This window comes from Streptomyces sp. NPDC000151 (assembly GCF_040301705.1).
GTDB lineage: Bacteria > Actinomycetota > Actinomycetes > Streptomycetales > Streptomycetaceae > Streptomyces.
Genome location: NZ_JBEPFC010000150.1, coordinates 1 through 17,599, shown reverse-complemented (window position 1 = coordinate 17,599; position 17,599 = coordinate 1). Strand labels below are relative to the sequence as shown.

Sequence of the window (17,599 nt, the reverse complement as noted above, 5' to 3'; positions counted from 1 at the left end):
CCGCCGGCGCCGCCACCTCCGCCGCCGCCACCACCCCCGCCGCCACCACCGGCGATGCTGACCGCACCGCTGGCGATGTTGTTGGCGGCGCCGATGGCCACCGAACCGCCGGAGGTCTCACCGAGCGCGGCGGTGGCGGGAACGACAAGCTTGAGGAGGGCGGGCAGCGCGAAGATGCCCAGCATCAGGACGCCCAGTCCCGCGATGATCTGGTTCAGATCATCGGTTCCGGTCGTCATGGCCGTACCGGCATAGAAGATGAGTGCCGCCGCGGGCTTGTAGAGCAGCCAGGCGGCCAGCCAGCCGATGTGTTTCTTCCACCAGCCGCTTCCCCACCCCGTCATCGAAGCGGCGGCGGCGAGGGGCAGCGTCCCCACCAGCATGACCAGGACGCCGATGCGCAGGTACATGAGAATGATCTGGACCGTGACGGCCAGCACCGTGAGCAGCCCGATGATGATGACGAGCCCGGGGCTGGTCGCGGCCATCGGGCCCAGCGCCAGCACGCCCCCGCCGACCACCTGCGCGCCGTTGTCGCCGATGTGGGCCTGGCCGTAGATGTACGACGCGTAGTTGTCCGATGCGACGGTGAGGGCCTGCATGGCGGCCACCGCCACACCGGACACAAGGACCACTCGCCACATTCCGTGAAATGCCTGCTGCATCGACTGGCCTTTTCGGTCCAGCGCCATCCGGATGGCGGCAATGAGCAAGGAGGCGACGGCGACATAGCCGACGAGCCAGTTGAGCTGCCCCTGGATTCTGTCGATCGGCCCGCCGCCACTGCCGTGATAGGCCCCGGTGGCGTCCACCTTCATCCACAAGCCGTTCAGGGCATGCATGACCGCGTCGACGGCCTTGCCGATGGCCTCGGCAAAGGCGCGCACGGCACCGCCGAAGGCGGATTTCGCTACGGACTCGGCACCGCCGGCGATCTTGTCGGCGCCCCAACTGACGGCATCTTTACCGCAGTTGATCGGGTGCTTGATGCACTCCCCCATCCCCATGTCAATTGCCCCACTTCACAAAGCCATCGGGGCCCGAGGTCTGCGAGAAACCGCTGTACGGCGAGCCGTTCGGCTGCGCCTCGACCTTCCAGTCACCGTCGAGCCACTTGAGGGACACGGAGGTCGTGGCGTACTCATCGCCGATCCTGAGGAGGACCTGAACAGTCGCCTGCTCCTTGGAGTACGTCAAAACGGAGAATCCGTAGAAATTTCCGCCGGATTCCTTCGTGCTGTTCCGGGGGTCGTCCTTTTCCTTGGCGCGGTCCCGCATCAGCTTGTCGCGCGCGTCTCCGGGCACGAACTGCTTCTCCACCACGTCACGCCAGCCGGGGTACGGCAGCTTGTCCGTGATGGCGTTGACCGCCAGCGCCGCACCCATGGGGGTGTGGGAATAGCACGACCAGACATTGCCGTCGAACTTCGTCGGCCCGTAGGTCGAGGACACCGGAACCGGAACGCTCCCGTAGCTCTTCCACAGCATGTCCGCCGGCGCCTTCGTCGGCTTCTCCTGGTCGCTGTCGTCCGTCTTGCAGCCCGCCGGCCGGTCGTCGGCCTGCGAGCCGCCCCCCTTCGTCGCCGACGGCGAAGCGTGCGGCGTCGGGTCCTCGGCCGCCGGCTGGTCCGGACCTCCGCTGCGCATCATGAACGCCACCGCGGCAAGTGCCAGCATGGCCAGCAGGAAGCCCGCCGAAATGACCCAGCCGCGCTGCTGCCAGAACGGCTTCTCCCACTCGCCGCTGCTCTGCGAACGCTTCGCTGCCATCGGTTACGTCTCCTTATTCCGCCGGCTCAGGCAAACACGAAGTTGACGAGCGGCCCGGCCGTGGCGACCAGGACACAGCCGCCCAGCACCATGCCGAGCCGGCCCATGTGCTCGGACCCCTCGCCACGGCGCATCGACATCGCCATCATGGCGCCGGTGATGAGTACTCCGGCGACACCCGCCGCCGTGCCCGCCCAGGCCACGATGCCGAGCACCGTGTCCACCTTGTTGGTGAGTGCGTCCGGGGCGTTCTTCGTCGGCTGGGGCACACCACCGTCGGCCAGGTAGCGATATACGTCTGCCATCTTCATGGCATTCTCCTTGTTCGTTTATGGACCACTCGCTACGGCCGGTCCGGCTCGATATCACAAGCGAGTGGGAATTCTTGTCCGCGCGGTGATCGAACTCACCGGCGAGGCCGACGACTTCTGCGAGTCCCGGCTTAGGCCTGCTAGAGAATGAAGTTCACGAGGGGCCCGGCGGTGGCCGCGATGACACAGGCGGCCAGCACGGTGCCGAGCTGGACGATGTGCTCCTGGCCTTCACCCTGGCGCAGCGAAAGCGCCATCCTGGCCCCGACGATCAGTATTCCCATGACCCCCGCCGCCGTGGCCACCCAGGCGACGTAGCCCATGGCTTCATTCAGCGGTGTCGTCACGTTCGAGGGCGGCCCCGCCAACAAAAATGCGTTCACTTTTGCTCCACATCACTGGACGGGGTGACCGACGAGGCGCGCCAGCGCCAGCAGTTCCCGGGGAATCGAGCCATCGAGCTTTGCGCCCGTCCGCCAGGCCGCGATCCAGGGCACCCGGTGCACGGCGACCGCCGAACCGAGGATCTTTATCCGCTGGTTGAGCTCTCGCGGCAGGCGGCCGGGGGCGTCGGCGACGAGCACCACGGCGGCGATCTGCAGACCGGCCGGCTGCTCACCGCGGCGGAAGATGTCCAACGTCTGGGATACGCCCCGCAGTCCGGCCGCGTGCGTACGCGCCACGAGCAGCAGGACGGGCGGCTCACCGCGTGCGAGGTCCGGCCAGCGCTGCCCTACGTCAGCACCGCCGAGCAGCCCCGAAAGGGTCGATGCGCCCGCACCGCCGTGGACATTCACCCAGGAAAACTGCTGTGGCGCGGAACGCTGTTGGGGTTCCGCACGAGAATCGGAAGGCGGCAATCCGCTTTCCGTCACCACCGGCCCCCGGACCCAGATTTCGGGTCCAAAGGGCGTCTCCGCCACACTCCCCCGCACTGATCTTCTCTCCCCCGTAACCATCAATTCGCCGGGCCCGCCCAAGAACTCACAAGAAGTCACATGGCCACGCGCCAGCATTGCGTAACAGGATGACGATGGTTCAGTCGATACCTGTGCGGCACATGATGCCAGCCGCGATAAGGTACGCGCTACCCAGACATCTGCAAGCGCATGGGGGATCGCATGTCACGGGGTGGGGGCGGTGCTGCCGCATGGATAGTCGGGGGCGCGGTGGCCGTGGTTTTGGCACCTGTTGTCCTTTTCATGGGCGTTACAGGTGGCGACGGAGACGACCCGGACCCGCCCTCCACCGGCACCGGCGGACTCAACAGCAAGCAGGTCCCCGCGGAATACGTGCCCTGGGTACTGAAATCCGGTGCGCAGTGTGCGGAAATCGGACCGGCGGTCATCGCCGCGCAGATCGAGGCGGAATCGGGCTGGAACCCGAAAGCCGTGTCTCCGGTCGGCGCCGAAGGGCTGTCGCAGTTCATGCCCGGCACATGGAAAACCTGGGGCCGGGACGACGACAACAGCGGCACGATATCTCCGTACGACGCGGGCGACGCCATCATGGCTCAGGGCCGTTACGATTGCGCACTCGCCCGGCAGATCAAACCGTATGCGAAGAGCGGTAACGTCCTCGATCTGGCGCTCGCCGCGTACAACGCGGGCCCCGGCGCGGTCCAGAAATACAACGGCATGCCGCCGTACGACGAGACGACCGCGTATGTGGCGCGGATCAAGTCGCTGATCGCCAAGTACGAACAGGCCCAGGGCGGCGGCGTCACGATTCCCGCAGGCCAGAAGATGGCCATGCCGGTAGGCGGCAATCCGCCGGTGACCTCGCCCTACGGCATGCGCATGCATCCGACGCTGCACGTCCGCAAGCTCCACACCGGCATCGACTTCGGGGCTCCGATGGGCACCCCGATGCGGGCCGCGCTGGCGGGCAAGGTGACCTTCGCGGGCTGGTCGACGGGTTACGGCAACCGCGTGGTGGTCTCGCACGGCACGATGGACGGCAAGAAGGTGTCCACGACGTACAACCACATGTCGGCGATCAACGTCCATGTGGGGCAGGAGGTCAAGACCGGCGACCAGGTGGGGGCGGTGGGTTCCACGGGCTTCTCCACCGGTGCACACTGCCACTTCGAGGTGCAGGTGGACGGTCAGTACGTGGACCCGGCCCCATGGCTCGGGATCGGGAAGAAATGACGGCGGGAAGCGGGGGGTTCGCGGTGGCAATCATGACGCCGGCCGGCGCACGACGAGCAGGTCTGGCCACGGCGGTCGCCGCGAGCCTGTGCGTGCTCGCGGGCTGTGGCCTTCCCGGTCTGGACCGGCCCGAGCCGAAGGCCAAACCGACTCAGCCCTCGTTCGCCGAGAAGGCCCCGCTGCCCTCGGCGAAACCGCTCGGTCCCGACGCGCACGTGCCCGAAGAGCCGAAGCCGGACCGTCGCGACGCCACCGCCGTGGCCAAGGCGTGGGCGCTCGTGGCCTACAGCTACGACACGAAGTACGACATGAGCCCCCACGACGCGATCCTGCGGGCCGTTCCGTACCTCACCGGCAAGAAGGCCAAGGAGGAGCGCGGCTACCACCCCGCGGCCGGCGCCGGCAATGAGTGGAACACCTGGGCGAAGCACAAGGCGTGGACCAAGGTGAAGCTCCACCTCGAGGTGGACGGCGACGCCCCGGCCGACACGTCCACCAAGGCCCACCGGCAGATCTCCGTCAGCGGCACGGCCACCGGCCGCGACGAGTGGCGGGGAGTGGGCCCGCGGGTGCAGGCGTTCGTCACGCTCGTCCGATCCGACGCGAAGGGCGACTGGCAGGTCAGCCGCGTCGACGCGGTCCCGGCGGCGGCCGTTCCCAGTGCCCCGCCGTCGTCGTCGGGGCAGGATTGAGGCTCCCGCGCGAGGCACAGGCCGCCTCGCCTTCACTTCACTCAGACGCTGGAGAAGGAAATGACGGCAGAGTACGAGTACTTCATCAAGGCCACCGAGGACAAGCAGGTCCGCCGAACCGTCGAAGGGCTTTGGCGGCGTTCTGCGGGGACCGGTAACTGGGAATACTTGTCGCTGTGGGACTGGGATTGGCACCCTGTCGGGCCCGACCAGCGCATCAAGGAAGGACCCGCCCCGGAGACACTCACGCCCGTCACGCCCGAAAGGGCTGACGAGCTGAAGCAGGACCGGTCCCGTTGGAGTTTGCACTGGGCTCTCTACCGGAACGAGCCTCGTCCCGGTGAGCAGGCCGGTGGTGTCGTACGCCGGAAGTACAGTCCGGAAAGCGGCCGCGACGAGGCCTTCGGCCGGGACAAGATGTGGGCTCGCACCACGTCCATCTTCGACTTCCACAGCGCGGGGCCGCACGACCCCCCGCACCTGGTCCCCATCACCCCGGATGAGGCGGAGCGCATCATCCAGAGGGTCCTCGGCGTGTCGGGCGCGACAGCACTGTGAGCGAGCAGATTGGCTGGCGAGGCAGTGCGGAGAAGGGCGAATCCCATCTGACGCTGACCGCCGAGGAAGACGCCTTGGTCCAAGCGGCGTGGCAGCGGGCCGAGGCAGTACGGCCCGCGTTCGACGCAATGATGCGAGACATCCGTGACCGGACGACCGAGCAGGGCAGTCAGCTTCCCGGAGACAATATTTCCGAGGGAGTAGTCGAAATTGACTTCTCCCTGAAGACGCTGGAATCGCTGCGCGGCAAAGTCGCTCGTGAACTGCGCCAAGATCCCACGTGTAGCGCGGCTCAGGTCCTCGCCGACATGAAGGACCTGAATCGGTACACCCTGCTATTCGAGGCTCAGTCCTACACCCACGGCGTGCAAGCAGCCTTCAACGAGCTGCGAGCTCGCGGATTTGACGAGATCAAGGTGCAGAACACCTGGACCGACCCCGTCTACAAAGGCATCAACAGCGCGTGGGAAGACCGCGAGACCGGTCAGCGCATCGAACTGCAACTGCACACCCCGGACAGCTTCGATGTGAAGATGGCCAACCACAAGCTCTTCGAACTCGCCAGGTCGGGTGCGCTCGAGGAGGAGTTCGGCATGGAGAACGCGCCACCGTACGTCGACGCGGCCAACCAGCTGATGAACGACCGGTACCAGACGTGCCGGGAAGTCAACGGCGAGAAACTGCCGATCGAAATGCCGGTCGGTCACGAACAGTTGGCAAAGCCCTTCGCGCGGGCCGAGCTGCTGGGGACCGTCGAGGAGCGGCACCTCGTCGCCGTGCGCGAGCGGGCCGGTGAGCCGGTGCCGAACGCGGCACAGAACCAGTCCGTCCAGCAGAACCGTCCCGCACAACAGAACATGTCCGTCGCGCAACTCGCGGAGCTGAAGGGGGGAGCCAAGACCACGGCCGCCGGCCGGCCCGGGCAGACGGTCAACCCGGCCGCCGGCGCGGCGCGTCAGCGCTCCGTCCGCGGGAACACCCAGAACACGGGAAATACTGCGACGCAGGGACCGGCCGCGCAGCAGAACTCCACGCGCCCCCGGCAGCTGCCCCAGCAGAACAACAACACCGGTCGTGGCCGGGGCCACTGATGAACTGCTGAGCACCGGCCATGAAGCCCATTGCTGTCCGTGGCCACCGTGACTGAGCAGGTGCCCTCTGCCCCCTGCTCCTGAGCAGCGGGGAAAACGGCAGATCACGTCCACAGCGAGACCCTGAGTGAGTGCGATATGCCTAAGTTCCGCCGTAGTGAACGGAAACCGGCTGCTGATCGGGATCAGCAGCCGGCACCAACTCCGTTCGAGGTGTTGATCACCGAGAACGGTGACTGCACGGTCGGCGGTATGCCCGTGTCCCCCACCGGGGGCGAAGCGCTCCACGATGCGGTGCTGAACTACCTGTACCGGCTGGCCATGGCCACCGGGCACCCCGTACGCGCCTCGGTACACGACGCTCGCAGTGGTTATCTCACCCCGATCGAGGTGCAGACCGACGGCTCCAGCCACTTCGCCGGGGAGCCGGAACAGGTCGCGGCACCGGCAGTGCGGCAGACCACGCCGCCGTCGGCCCCCGCCCCGGTCGCCGAGCCCCGGCCCGCCTCCGGTGGAGCCGCCGCTCCCCTCACGATCCCGCCCGCCCTCGCGGACGCCGTTGCCCGGATCAATGACGCCGTCCGGCTGGGGCATCTGGAGTTCGCCGCGTCCACGGCCCAGAGCGCGCTCAACGCCACAGCCCAGGAGTTCGGCGTCGGCCACCCCTACGTGCTCCATCTTCAGGAGCTCTTCGCCCATATCGCGTACCTGGCCCACGACACCGTGAAGGCAGTGGCCATCTATCTCGACGTTTTCGAGTACCGCCGGCGGCAGGACGACCCCACCGCTTACGACACTTTCATGCGCGCGGCCAAGGTGTGGCTGTCCATCACGGACCCGCAGCAGGGGTTGGCCTACGGCCAGCAGCTGATCGCTCTATGGCTTGAGCTCGCTCGTCCCGGCGGTCCGGCCGCAGCCGACGGGGACAAGATCGAAGCGGCCCGGAAGAGGATGGCGCGCCTCGCCGACCGCGCCACCGCTCAGGGGCAGTCGCCCGCGTAGGCCGTCGACGCGCACGGCTCACGCCCACGGAGGAGGGGTCTCATGGCTTCGTACGGATACCGGCCCGAGGACGACCGGACGGCCGGCAGGCGACTCGGACACCAGGAACGCGACCGGAGGGAGCGGGAGCGGGCAGCGGCAGCGCGCGAGCGGTCTCCACGTGAGCGGTCCCTGCGCGCCAAGGTCGACATTTACGTGAACGAGTATTCGGGGACGGTCACCTGGCGCACTCGTATGACACCGGCGGAGAGGCGGTACCAGTCCTCCTCGCGGGCGAGTACGCGGCAACGGCCAATCACCGGTGACCGGCGGCGGGCCGAGGCCGCGGCGCTCCGCTCGGTCGGTATCGACCCCGCGCGCAGCAAGGGCAGCGGTGCCGCGCCTCTTCCCACGCACCCCGCCACCGTGCTGGCCGCCACCCACGCGCCCGTGTCCCACATGACGCCCGGTCAACTGAACGGCCACACGGCACGGGTCAGCGCCTTGCGTTCCCAGCTGCAGGGTGACACCGCGCGTTCGGGCCGTATGCCGACGAGCTCCGCGGCCCGGCTGCGCTCCGGCCTGGACGCGGCCCGGGTCCACTCGCTGCGCGTGGAGCGCTCGTCGTCGGTACGGGAGCTGGCGCGGCGCCGGCAGCAGCCACGTCCCGACGGAAGAGCCCGTACGGCTCACCCGAGAGGGTGAGCCGTACGGGCTCCCTGTTGCCTTGAGGGATCAGATCAGATCAGATCAGGCCCAGGCCGCGGACCGCGTCGCGCTCCTCGACGAGCTCCTGCACCGAGGCGTCGATGCGGGTCCGCGAGAAGTCGCTGATCTCCAGGCCCTGGACGATCTCGTACTTGCCGTCCTTGGTGGTGACCGGGAAGGAGGAGATGATGCCCTCCGGGACGCCGTAGGAGCCGTCCGACGGGATGCCCATCGAGGTCCAGTCGCCGGCGGCGGTGCCGTTCACCCAGGTGTGGACGTGGTCGATGGCGGCGTTCGCGGCCGAGGCGGCCGAGGAGGCGCCACGGGCCTCGATGATCGCCGCACCGCGCTTGGCGACGGTCGGGATGAAGTCGTCGGCCAGCCACTGCTCGTCGTTGACGACCTCGGCGGCGTTCTTGCCGGCCACCTCGGCGTGGAAGATGTCCGGGTACTGGGTGGCGGAGTGGTTGCCCCAGATCGTGAGCTTGCGGATCTCGGAGACCGGCACGCCGGTCTTCTTCGAGAGCTGCGAGAGCGCACGGTTGTGGTCCAGGCGGGTCATCGCGGTGAAGCGCTCGGCCGGTACGTCCGGGGCGGCGGCCTGGGCGATCAGCGCGTTGGTGTTGGCCGGGTTGCCGACGACCAGGACCTTGATGTCGTCCGCCGCGTGGTCGTTGATGGCCTTGCCCTGCGGCTTGAAGATGCCGCCGTTGGCCTCCAGCAGGTCACCGCGCTCCATGCCCTTGGTACGGGGGCGGGCGCCGACCAGCAGGGCGACGTTCGCGCCGTCGAAGGCGACGTTCGGGTCGTCGGTGATCTCGATGCCCTGGAGCAGCGGGAAGGCACAGTCGTCGAGCTCCATCGCGGTGCCCTCGGCGGCCTTCAGGCCCTGCGGGATCTCCAGAAGGCGCAGCTTGACCGGCACGTCGGCACCGAGGAGGTGGCCGGAAGCGATGCGGAAGAGGAGTGCGTAGCCGATCTGGCCGGCGGCGCCGGTGATGGTGACATTGACGGGAGTGCGGGTCATGGCGATCTCCTGCGGCGTGTTTTTTTCTGGGGGCGAGCCCCAGAGCCACCATGGATGCGGTGGGCGGTGGGTGTCCCTGCCCATGTATACGGAGCCCCTTGATGTATCTCGGTATCAAGAGACCCGGCGTCAGGCTATCGGACGGCGGCGTGCCACCGGTGACAGGCCGGTGTGTGACTCCTCACCGGCCGTCACGCCGCAGGTCAGCCGCCACCCGCCCGAAGGCGCGCGGCTGGCCCCCGGCGGACGGAGAGCGGCCGCCCGCGACAAGGAGGGGAGCGCGAGCGGCCGCCGGGTGGTGCCACACCCGTGGGGGGGTCGACCGGTCGCCTGCCCCGTTCCGGCCGGGTCATGCCCCCCGGTTCCGCGTACCCCCCGAATGGACCGGAGCGGACCGCGCCGGGCGCGGTCAGAGCCCGGTCAGGGCCCGGTGGCCGGGGCCGATCCGGTGGCCGGCGCGGCTTCCGGTTCGGTGCAGCTCTGATAGCCCGCGTTCGTCGTGCCGCACGCCCTGACCTTCTCCGGAGCGCCGCTGACCCGCACCATCGCGGTGTACGCCGCGCCGTCCCGGCCCGCCTTCGCCTGCTCCGTACGCCCGCCGGAGGTGACGGTGGCGCGATCGCCCTGCGCGGCGCCCGTGACCCGGGCCCAGGCGGCGCCGCAGACCTTGCTGTACCGGACCTCGATCACCGCGCCGCCCATCACGCCCCGGGACGGGGTCGTGGCGTGCTTGCCCCCGCAGCCCATCTCCTCGGGGTCCTTGCCCGTGCAGCCGGCGCCGCTGCACTTCACGCCGGCCGGCAGGGCGGGCGCCTGCGACTTCGTGGGCGCGGGCGCGGGCTTCGCCCGCTGCCCGCCGTCCCCGCCGCCGAGCAGCAGCACGGCAGCCGCGATCAGCAGCAGCGCCCCGACGACGCCGGTCACGAACATCGTGATGCGCCGGCGACGCTCCGGGTCGGGCCCGGCGTGCGGCACGTCGGACGGTGACAGGGGCGGCGGTACGGACGGTTGTACGGGCGGTGGTACGGGCGGAGCGGCCGTCGGCGGCATGGAGGGCGCGGGGTGCGCGCCCAGGGCCGAGTAGGTGCCGTCCGAGGGCGGGGCAGCGGCCGACGGGCCGCCGCGCTGGTGCGGCACTCTCGGCGCGGCGGGCGCTTCGGGGGCGGCGAGCGCTTCGGGTACTTCATGGTCTGCGAGCGCCGGCGCCCCGGGGGCCGGTGCTTCCGGCGCTGCGGGGACCGACGCCCCCGGAGCCGACGCCTCCGGAACCGAGGCCTCCGTAACCGGCACCTCGGAAACCGGCGCCGCGGCCACCGACCGTTTCCCCAGGCCCCCCTTCGGTTCGTCCGGCGCCGGGCCGAACTCGCCCAGCGCGGCCCGCGCCTGGGCCACGCGGATCGCCTCCATCGTGACGTCGTGCCGCATCTCCGAACGGCTCCAGGCCCGTTCGGCCAGCTCCCACATGGTCGTGAGATGGCCGGTGTGCGCGCCCGTCACCTCGGCCAGCGCCACCACCGCGCGCTGCGGCGGCAGCAGCCGGCCGTTGAGATACCGCTCCCAGGACGTCTTGCTGTAACCCGTGCGGTCCGCGACGGCCGATATGCTCAGCCCGCTGCGCTCCACCTGCCTGCGTAACTGACCGGCGAACTCCCGCACCTGCGGATCGAGTTCCTCCGGTAGCGCCCTCCAGCGAGGCATTGCCTCCCCCTATCCCCCCGAACTGCTGCGGCTATCCGTTGGGATGCCCTCAGTCAGGATGCCAGTTCCCGTGGAGGAGGCGCATGGAAGCGTTCACGCTTTGGACACGCGCCTCCGCACGCGGGACACGTGCGGAACCCTCACTTCCCTTACGCGAGCGGAGTCCTGGACTCTCAAGCGAGGCCCGGGACTCTCAGGAGACCGCCCGCGTACGAGGCCGCCCGCGTACGTGCAGGGCCGAGCGACGTGGCTAACGGACCGTGAAGTGGACGATGTCGTCCAGGAAGGGCAGCGACAGCCAGGGGTCGGGCTGGATCATGAGCGCCAGCATCAGGATCACGAAGCCGAGCACGCCGTACGTCGCCATGTCCGTGAAGCGCGACCGTACGGCGAGCATGCCGACGGACGGCAGGACGCGCCGCAGTACGGCCCCGGCCAGCAGCGCCAGCCCGATCAGCAGGGTCCCCGCCCGGAAGGCGTCGAAGGCGAGGACCAGCAGCCCGAGCGCGACGCCGCCGATCACCGTGAGCAGCGGCCACTGCCGAACCGGCGCCGGCGCGTCACCGGGCGCGGCGCGTCCGCCGCCCTGCGGGCGCGCGGTGTCCTTCGTGATCAGCGGAAAGCGCCGCGTGAGGCGCTGCGGCCTGGACACCCCGTCCGAGTGCGCTCCGGCGTTCATGCGCTGGCTGCCCTTCTGTCGTCCGTACGGTCGTCGCCCGCCGCGGCTCAGCCGGCCGCGCGCTCGGCGGCCTCGACCACGTTGACCAGCAGCATGGCGCGGGTCATGGGGCCGACGCCACCGGGGTTGGGGGCGACCCAGCCGGCCACCTCGCGCACGCCCGGGTGCACATCGCCGACGATCTTGCCGTTCTCGTCCCGGCTGACGCCGACGTCCAGTACGGCCGCGCCCTCCTTGACGTACTCCGGCTTGATCAGGTGCGGCGAACCGGCCGCCGCGACGATGATGTCGGCTTCCTTGAGGTGCTTGGCGAGGTCCCGGGTGCCGGTGTGGCACTGGGTCACCGTGGCGTTCTCGGACTTGCGGGTGAGCAGCAGCGGCATCGAGCGGCCGATGGTCACGCCGCGGCCGACCACGACGACCTCGGCGCCCTTGATCTCGACGCCGTACTGGCGCAGCAGCCGCAGGATGCCGTTCGGGGTGCAGGGCAGCGGGGCCGCCTCGTTGAGCACCAGGCGGCCGAGGTTGGTCGGGTGCAGGCCGTCGGCGTCCTTGGCCGGGTCGATCAGCTCCAGGACGCGGTTCTCGTTGATGCCCTTGGGCAGCGGCAGCTGGACGATGTAGCCGGTGCAGGCCGGGTCCTCGTTCAGCTCGCGGACGGCCGCCTCGATCTCCTCCTGGGTCGCGGTGGCCGGCAGCTCGCGCTGGATGGAGGAGACGCCGATCTCGGCGCAGTCGCGGTGCTTGCCCGCGACGTACTTCTGGCTGCCGGGGTCCTCGCCGACCAGGATGGTGCCCAGACCCGGCTGGACACCCTTCGCCTTCAGCGTCGCGACGCGGGCGGACAGGTCGGACTTGATCGCGGCGGCGGTGGCCTTGCCATCGAGAATCTGGGCGCTCATGCCTCCTATCCTCCCGGATGACGGTGCCGGCGTACCAATCAGGGCCGGGCTCGAGGGTCGACGCGCGTAGAGGCACGGTGGTTGTCGCAAACGGACGACAGAGCTGTCCAATCTCGGTAACAGGAACAGCACATATCGGGATCACCTGGGGACTAGGGTCCCTCCTCCGCTGGACAAAGTCTTTATCCGGACTTCACGATGTTGCGACACGTGCCGCATTCGCAGGAGGGGCCGAATGCGACGGCGGCACGCTCGGGGGAGAACACCAAGCACTCTTCACAGCTCACGCGGCGCGCCGCGGGGGCGGTCCGGTGACTTCCCGTAGTAACCGTCGGCCCGCCACGTCCCCGCCCGAAGGAAGCCTTACGTGAGCTACCCTCCGCCGCCCGCCGGCGACCCGAACAACCCCTACGGCCAGCAGCCGCCCCAGCCCCCGCAGGGCCAGCCCGGCTACGGCTACCCCCAGCAGGCCCCCCAGGGCGTCCCCCCGCAGCAGGGCTACGGCTACCCGCAGCAGGCCCCGGGCGTCCCGCCGCAGCAGCCTTACGGCCAGCAGGCCGCGTACGGCCAGCAGCCCGCCGGCAGCGCCGTCCAGGCCAACAACGGCTACATCAACCTCGTCAGCGGGCCGGTGCTGCTCGCGACGATGGGCCAGCGCTTCCTGGCGCGGCTGCTGGACGGCGTGATCATCGGTGTGATCATGACGATCGCCATGATCGCGGGTCTGGGCAGCGTCATCGGCATCGCCGGCAACGCCGCCGACGACTGCGGCAGCTACATGGACCCGGGTTACGACGCCTGCATGAACCAGGCGGCCGCTCAGGCCAGCAGTGGTGTCGCCGTCATGTTCGGCTTCCTGGGCATCTTCGCCCTCTTCATGCTGCTCTACGAGTGGCTGATGATCGGCATCAAGGGCGCCACCTTCGGCAAGATGGCGCTCGGCCTGCGCGTCGTCAAGGAGTCCACCGGCGGCGCCCCCGGCGTCGGCGCGGGCTTCATCCGCTACATCATTCCGATGGTCGGTGCCTTCATCTGCTACATCGGCATGCTGCTGACCTACCTGTCGCCGTTCTTCGACAACACCGGGAAGCTGCAGGGCTGGCACGACCGTGCCGCCGGCACCGTGGTGATCAAGAAGTAACCCGGAGGCGCCCCCGTCGCGGGGCGCCCCGTACGGCGAAGGCCCCCGCTCGCGGTGTGCGAGTGGGGGCCTTCGCCGTTCGGGCGAGCGCGTGGCTCAGTGGAAGAAGTGGCGCGTGCCCGTGAAGTACATCGTGACGCCGGCCTTCTTGGCGGCCTCGATGACCTGCTCGTCGCGGACCGAGCCGCCCGGCTGGGCGACGGCCTTCACGCCGGCCTCGGTGAGGACCTCCAGGCCGTCGGGGAAGGGGAAGAACGCGTCGGAGGCGGCGTACGCACCGCGCGCCCGCTCCTCGCCCGCGCGCTGCACCGCGAGCTTCGCGGAGTCGACGCGGTTGACCTGGCCCATGCCGACGCCGACCGTCGCGCCGCCCTTGGCGAGCAGGATCGCGTTGGACTTCACGGCGCGGGAGGCGCGCCAGGCGAAGGCCAGCTCGGCCAGCTCGTCGGCGGAGAGCGCCTCGCCGGTGGCGAGCGTCCAGTTGGCCGGGTCGTCGCCGTCGGCCTGCAGGCGGTCGGTGACCTGGAGCAGCGCGCCGCCGTCGATGGCCTTGACCTCGACGGGGTTGGCCGGGGCCTCGGGGGCGCGCAGCACGCGGATGTTCTTCTTCTTGGTGAGGGCCTCCAGCGCACCGTCCTCGTAGTCCGGCGCGACGATGACCTCGGTGAAGATCTCCGCGACCTGCTCGGCCATCGCCTTGCTGACCGGGCGGTTGACCGCGATCACGCCGCCGAAGGCGGACAGCGGGTCGCACTCGTGGGCGCGGCGGTGCGCCTCGGCGACGTCCGCGCCGATCGCGATGCCGCAGGGGTTGGCGTGCTTGATGATCGCGACGCAGGGCTCGGCGTGGTCGTACGCGGCACGGCGCGCGGCGTCCGTGTCCGTGTAGTTGTTGTACGACATCTCCTTGCCGTGCAGCTGCTCGGCGTCGGCGAGGCCGCCCTTGCCGTCCACGTACAGCGCGGCGCCCTGGTGCGGGTTCTCGCCGTACCGCAGGACGTTCTTGCGCGCGTACGTGGCGCCGGTGAAGGACGGGAAGCCGCTGTCGTCCGCGGCGGCGTAGTCGTCGGCGAACCAGGAGGCGACGGCCACGTCGTACGCGGCGGTGTGCTGGAACGCCTCGGCGGCCAGCCGCTTACGGGTGAGGAGGTCGAAGCCGCCCTCGGAGGCGGCGGCGAGCACGTCCTCGTAACGCCGCGGGTTCACGACGACGGCCACCGACGGGTGGTTCTTGGCGGCGGCGCGGACCATCGACGGGCCGCCGATGTCGATCTGCTCGACGCACTCGTCCGGGGTCGCGCCGGAGGCGACGGTCGCGGCGAACGGGTAGAGGTTCACGATCACCAGGTCGAACGGCTCGACGCCCAGGTCGGCGAGCTGCTGCTGGTGGTCCGGCAGGCGCAGGTCGGCGAGGATGCCCGCGTGCACCTTCGGGTGCAGCGTCTTCACGCGCCCGTCAAGGCACTCGGGGAAGCCGGTCAGCTCCTCGACCTTGGTCACGGGGACGCCGGCCGCCGCGATCTTCCCCGCGGTGGAGCCGGTGGACACGAGCTGGACGCCCGCCGCGTGCAGCCCCTTCGCCAGCTCTTCCAGCCCGGTCTTGTCGTAGACGCTGACCAGCGCGCGGCGGATGGGCCGCTTGGTACCTTCGGCGGTCTCGGTCACGGGATAACTACCTTTCGTCCCTCAGTGCGGTAGCCGTTACGGGCCAGACGCCCCACGACATCGACGAGCAGCGAACGCTCGACTTCCTTGATCCGCTCGTGCAGCGCGGATTCGTCGTCCTCGTCCCGGACCTCGACCACGCCCTGGGCGATGACCGGACCGGTGTCGACGCCGTCGTCGACGAAGTGGACGGTGCAACCGGTGACCTTCGCGCCGTACGCGAGCGCGTCGCGGACGCCGTGGGCACCGGGAAAGCTGGGCAGCAGCGCGGGGTGGGTGTTCACCACGCGGCCGCCGTACCGGGCCAGGAACTCCTTGCCCAGGATCTTCATGAAGCCCGCCGAGACGACGAGGTCCGGCTCGTACGCGGCGGTCGCCTCGGTGAGCGCCAGGTCCCACGCAGCGCGGTCGGCGTGGTCCTTGACCCGGCAGACGAAGACCGGCAGCCCGGCGCGCTCGGCGCGCTCCAGGCCGGCGATGGCCTCCCGGTCGGCGCCGACGGCCACGATCTCGGCGCCGTACGCGTCCGCGCCCTGCTCGGCGATGGCGTCCAGCAGCGCCTGGAGATTGGTGCCGGAACCGGACACCAGCGCGACGATCCGGGCCGGGCGGCCGGGTCGGGCAGGTGGCGGGACGGTGAGTGGGGAGGAAGCCACGGCGGTTCTTTCTCGGTCTCGCGAGCTTTGTGTGGTCGTACAAGGCCATGGGTACCGGAAATCCGGGGAACCCTACGAAGGCGCCGACCGTCAGCAACGATACCGGCACTCCGCGCGGCCCCCACGGGACGGGGGCGGACGCGACAGGTAGCGTCGGGCGTAAGACCACATGTGATCTCTGCTGACCGCGTGTGATTCGAGCTGAACCCGCCGCCGGACGGACGGCCCGGCGAACGGACGAGACAAGGGGAAGACGCACCTCAGATGACGGACCGACGCCGCCGGGCGGCCCTCGTTCTCCCTCCCCCAGCTACCGCTGGGAGGTGCCCCCAGCCCGCCACCGCCCCTGGGGCGGCGGTGCTGCTGCCGCGCGAGCGCAAGCCGTCGTCCTCCTCGGAGGGCACTCCAGGAAGCGACCGAGGTGCGGCGGGCGGCGGCACGGACGGCCGTGACCGGGACCGGGACAACCCCTTCGCCGCGCCGCCGGCCGGGACGCCCGACCGCGAATGGCGCCCCCGCCACGCGCACTCGGGACATCCCGAGGACTCCGGGGACTCCGGGTCCTCCGGGTCCGGGGACTCCAAGGACGGCTCCGAGAGCTCCTCGGGCTCCTCCGGCGAGCACGACGGCCGGCACGCCTGGGGCAACCAGTGGAGCAGCCAGCAGCCCGGGCGCCAGGGCGGCGGATTCGGCAGCCGCCCCGGACGCGGCGGCCCGGAAGGCCAGGGCGGCTCCGGCGGCCCCGGCCAGACCGGGCTGCGCTGGGACCCGACCGACCCGGCCCAGCGGCGGGCGCGCTACGCCCTCCTGTCGGGCATGTGGGCGTTCTTCTTCTCCCTCTTCAGCCTCCCGGAGATCGCCCTGCTGCTCGGCGCGCTGGCGCTGTACTGGGGCATCAGCGCGCTGCGCGCCAAGCCGCGCGCGGGCAAGCCGGGCCAGGGCAAGCCGGAGGGCGCCAAGGCCACGGCGGCGGACATCGGGAGCGGCGGGCCGTCGCACGACGACGTCACGCCGACGGCGGGCCCGCCGCACGCGACCGCCGGCAACACGGGCGCGCCCGCGGCCCAGGGCAGCAGCCGGCCGCAGACCACCGCGGCGCTGAGCGGGCTGGTCACGGCGTGCCTGGCGCTGTGCATCGTGGCCGCCGGCTTCACGTTCCAGCTCGTGTACAAGGACTACTACACCTGCGTCAACGACGCCCTCACCCAGTCGGCCCGGCACTCCTGCGAGGACCTCCTCCCCGAGCAGCTGCGGCCGATCCTGAGCGTGCAGGAGTGAGTAAGCAGAAGTAAGCAGCACCACGGGGGCTAGGAGCGGAGCTTCCTCGGCGACGAGCGGCCGAGCGTGCGCCACAGGTGCCATTCGCGCAGGGCGAGTGCGCCCGGTACGGCGACGGCCGCCGTCCAGCCGGCCGCCGCCGCGCCCGTGAGCCACCAGCTCGGGCCGACGTGCCGGAGCGCGGCGGTGCCGAGCGCGCCGCCCGCGGCCGCCGCGAGGACGGCGGCCCCGGCCCCCCACATCAGCGCCGCGAGCACCGCGACCGTGGCGGTGGCCCGTCGGTTCCAGC

20 protein-coding genes are annotated in these 17,599 nt (G+C 70.2%); 8 read left to right on the top strand and 12 right to left on the bottom strand.

All coding sequences use genetic code 11. From position 1 onward, the window contains the following. From ABT381_RS29695 to ABT381_RS29675, 5 genes are all read right to left on the bottom strand, one after another. On the bottom strand, positions 1-1,007 hold a 1,007-nt coding region (locus ABT381_RS29695; protein WP_351599665.1), incomplete at its 3' end, for a TrbL/VirB6 family protein. A 1-nt stretch (position 1,008) separates the two neighbouring features. Continuing rightward, the gene (locus ABT381_RS29690; protein WP_351599664.1) at positions 1,009-1,770 is read right to left on the bottom strand and encodes a DUF8175 domain-containg protein; all 762 of its coding nucleotides are present in this window, start codon (positions 1,768-1,770) and stop codon (positions 1,009-1,011) included. Between the two features lie 26 nt (positions 1,771-1,796). Then, positions 1,797-2,075, bottom strand: a complete 279-nt coding sequence (locus tag ABT381_RS29685; protein WP_351599663.1) for a hypothetical protein — start codon at positions 2,073-2,075, stop codon at positions 1,797-1,799. A 146-nt stretch (positions 2,076-2,221) separates the two neighbouring features. Further along, positions 2,222-2,464 (bottom strand): hypothetical protein, encoded by a 243-nt coding sequence (locus ABT381_RS29680; protein WP_351599662.1) that lies wholly within the window; start codon positions 2,462-2,464, stop codon positions 2,222-2,224. Positions 2,465-2,476: 12 nt separating this feature from the next. Continuing rightward, on the bottom strand, positions 2,477-2,878 hold the full coding sequence (locus ABT381_RS29675; RefSeq protein WP_351599661.1) for a hypothetical protein: 402 nt from the start codon (positions 2,876-2,878) through the stop codon (positions 2,477-2,479). Between the two features lie 372 nt (positions 2,879-3,250). Between ABT381_RS29675 and ABT381_RS29670 the strand changes: the two genes are divergently transcribed. From ABT381_RS29670 to ABT381_RS29645, 6 genes are all read left to right on the top strand, one after another. Next, positions 3,251-4,234: a peptidoglycan DD-metalloendopeptidase family protein gene (locus ABT381_RS29670; protein ID WP_351599660.1), complete on the top strand. Its 984-nt coding sequence runs from the start codon at positions 3,251-3,253 to the stop codon at positions 4,232-4,234. Positions 4,235-4,266: 32 nt separating this feature from the next. Beyond that, entirely contained in the window at positions 4,267-4,926 is a 660-nt protein-coding gene (locus ABT381_RS29665) for a hypothetical protein (protein ID WP_467754472.1), read from the top strand. A 60-nt stretch (positions 4,927-4,986) separates the two neighbouring features. Further along, a complete protein-coding gene (locus ABT381_RS29660; RefSeq protein WP_351599658.1) occupies positions 4,987-5,484 on the top strand; it encodes a hypothetical protein in 498 nt (165 codons plus the stop codon). Then, positions 5,481-6,575, top strand: coding sequence for a hypothetical protein (locus tag ABT381_RS29655; RefSeq protein ID WP_351599657.1), 1,095 nt, complete (start codon positions 5,481-5,483; stop codon positions 6,573-6,575). Before ABT381_RS29660 ends, ABT381_RS29655 begins: the two co-directional genes overlap by 4 nt. 252 nt (positions 6,576-6,827) lie before the next feature. After that, complete coding sequence (locus ABT381_RS29650) at positions 6,828-7,577, top strand: hypothetical protein (RefSeq protein ID WP_351599656.1); 750 nt, start codon at positions 6,828-6,830, stop codon at positions 7,575-7,577. 42 nt (positions 7,578-7,619) lie between these two features. Then, complete coding sequence (locus ABT381_RS29645; protein ID WP_351599655.1) at positions 7,620-8,261, top strand: hypothetical protein; 642 nt, start codon at positions 7,620-7,622, stop codon at positions 8,259-8,261. Between the two features lie 40 nt (positions 8,262-8,301). Here the strand turns inward: ABT381_RS29645 and ABT381_RS29640 are convergent, their stop codons facing one another. The 4 genes from ABT381_RS29640 to ABT381_RS29625 form a co-directional block, all read right to left on the bottom strand. Further along, the gene (locus ABT381_RS29640) at positions 8,302-9,291 is read right to left on the bottom strand and encodes a malate dehydrogenase (protein WP_351599654.1); all 990 of its coding nucleotides are present in this window, start codon (positions 9,289-9,291) and stop codon (positions 8,302-8,304) included. A 420-nt stretch (positions 9,292-9,711) separates the two neighbouring features. Next, positions 9,712-10,989, bottom strand: a complete 1,278-nt coding sequence (locus ABT381_RS29635; protein ID WP_351599653.1) for a helix-turn-helix domain-containing protein — start codon at positions 10,987-10,989, stop codon at positions 9,712-9,714. Between the two features lie 250 nt (positions 10,990-11,239). Further along, positions 11,240-11,668 (bottom strand): DUF3017 domain-containing protein, encoded by a 429-nt coding sequence (locus ABT381_RS29630; protein ID WP_351599652.1) that lies wholly within the window; start codon positions 11,666-11,668, stop codon positions 11,240-11,242. 47 nt (positions 11,669-11,715) lie between these two features. Then, the gene (locus ABT381_RS29625; protein ID WP_351599651.1) at positions 11,716-12,570 is read right to left on the bottom strand and encodes a bifunctional methylenetetrahydrofolate dehydrogenase/methenyltetrahydrofolate cyclohydrolase; all 855 of its coding nucleotides are present in this window, start codon (positions 12,568-12,570) and stop codon (positions 11,716-11,718) included. A gap of 367 nt (positions 12,571-12,937) precedes the next feature. On the opposite strand from ABT381_RS29625, the gene ABT381_RS29620 reads away from it, so the two are divergent. Further along, on the top strand, positions 12,938-13,711 hold the full coding sequence (locus ABT381_RS29620; protein WP_351599650.1) for an RDD family protein: 774 nt from the start codon (positions 12,938-12,940) through the stop codon (positions 13,709-13,711). Positions 13,712-13,807: 96 nt separating this feature from the next. Here ABT381_RS29620 and purH read toward each other — a convergent pair whose 3' ends face one another. Next, the gene (gene purH, locus ABT381_RS29615; protein WP_351599649.1) at positions 13,808-15,376 is read right to left on the bottom strand and encodes a bifunctional phosphoribosylaminoimidazolecarboxamide formyltransferase/IMP cyclohydrolase; all 1,569 of its coding nucleotides are present in this window, start codon (positions 15,374-15,376) and stop codon (positions 13,808-13,810) included. Then, positions 15,373-16,032, bottom strand: a complete 660-nt coding sequence (purN, locus tag ABT381_RS29610; RefSeq protein WP_351599648.1) for a phosphoribosylglycinamide formyltransferase — start codon at positions 16,030-16,032, stop codon at positions 15,373-15,375. Before purN ends, purH begins: the two co-directional genes overlap by 4 nt. 264 nt (positions 16,033-16,296) lie before the next feature. Between purN and ABT381_RS29605 the strand changes: the two genes are divergently transcribed. Continuing rightward, positions 16,297-17,310 carry a hypothetical protein gene (locus tag ABT381_RS29605; protein WP_467754453.1) on the top strand — a complete coding sequence of 338 codons (1,014 nt, stop codon included), beginning with the start codon at positions 16,297-16,299 and terminating at the stop codon, positions 17,308-17,310. 29 nt (positions 17,311-17,339) lie between these two features. Here the strand turns inward: ABT381_RS29605 and ABT381_RS29600 are convergent. Then, a partial coding sequence (locus ABT381_RS29600; protein ID WP_351599647.1) for a cell division protein PerM occupies positions 17,340-17,599 on the bottom strand: 260 nt, incomplete at its 5' end.

Coding starts and splice junctions, on each gene's coding strand:
- ABT381_RS29665 (WP_467754472.1), top strand. CDS start 4,267: ATGACGCCGGCCGGCGCACGACGAGCAGGTCTGGCCACGGCGGTCGCC.
- ABT381_RS29690 (WP_351599664.1), bottom strand. CDS start 1,770: ATGGCAGCGAAGCGTTCGCAGAGCAGCGGCGAGTGGGAGAAGCCGTTC.
- ABT381_RS29630 (WP_351599652.1), bottom strand. CDS start 11,668: ATGAACGCCGGAGCGCACTCGGACGGGGTGTCCAGGCCGCAGCGCCTC.
- ABT381_RS29645 (WP_351599655.1), top strand. CDS start 7,620: ATGGCTTCGTACGGATACCGGCCCGAGGACGACCGGACGGCCGGCAGG.
- ABT381_RS29650 (WP_351599656.1), top strand. CDS start 6,828: ATGCCCGTGTCCCCCACCGGGGGCGAAGCGCTCCACGATGCGGTGCTG.
- ABT381_RS29660 (WP_351599658.1), top strand. CDS start 4,987: ATGACGGCAGAGTACGAGTACTTCATCAAGGCCACCGAGGACAAGCAG.
- ABT381_RS29685 (WP_351599663.1), bottom strand. CDS start 2,075: ATGGCAGACGTATATCGCTACCTGGCCGACGGTGGTGTGCCCCAGCCG.
- ABT381_RS29625 (WP_351599651.1), bottom strand. CDS start 12,570: ATGAGCGCCCAGATTCTCGATGGCAAGGCCACCGCCGCCGCGATCAAG.
- ABT381_RS29635 (WP_351599653.1), bottom strand. CDS start 10,989: ATGCCTCGCTGGAGGGCGCTACCGGAGGAACTCGATCCGCAGGTGCGG.
- ABT381_RS29640 (WP_351599654.1), bottom strand. CDS start 9,291: ATGACCCGCACTCCCGTCAATGTCACCATCACCGGCGCCGCCGGCCAG.
- ABT381_RS29605 (WP_467754453.1), top strand. CDS start 16,297: ATGACGGACCGACGCCGCCGGGCGGCCCTCGTTCTCCCTCCCCCAGCT.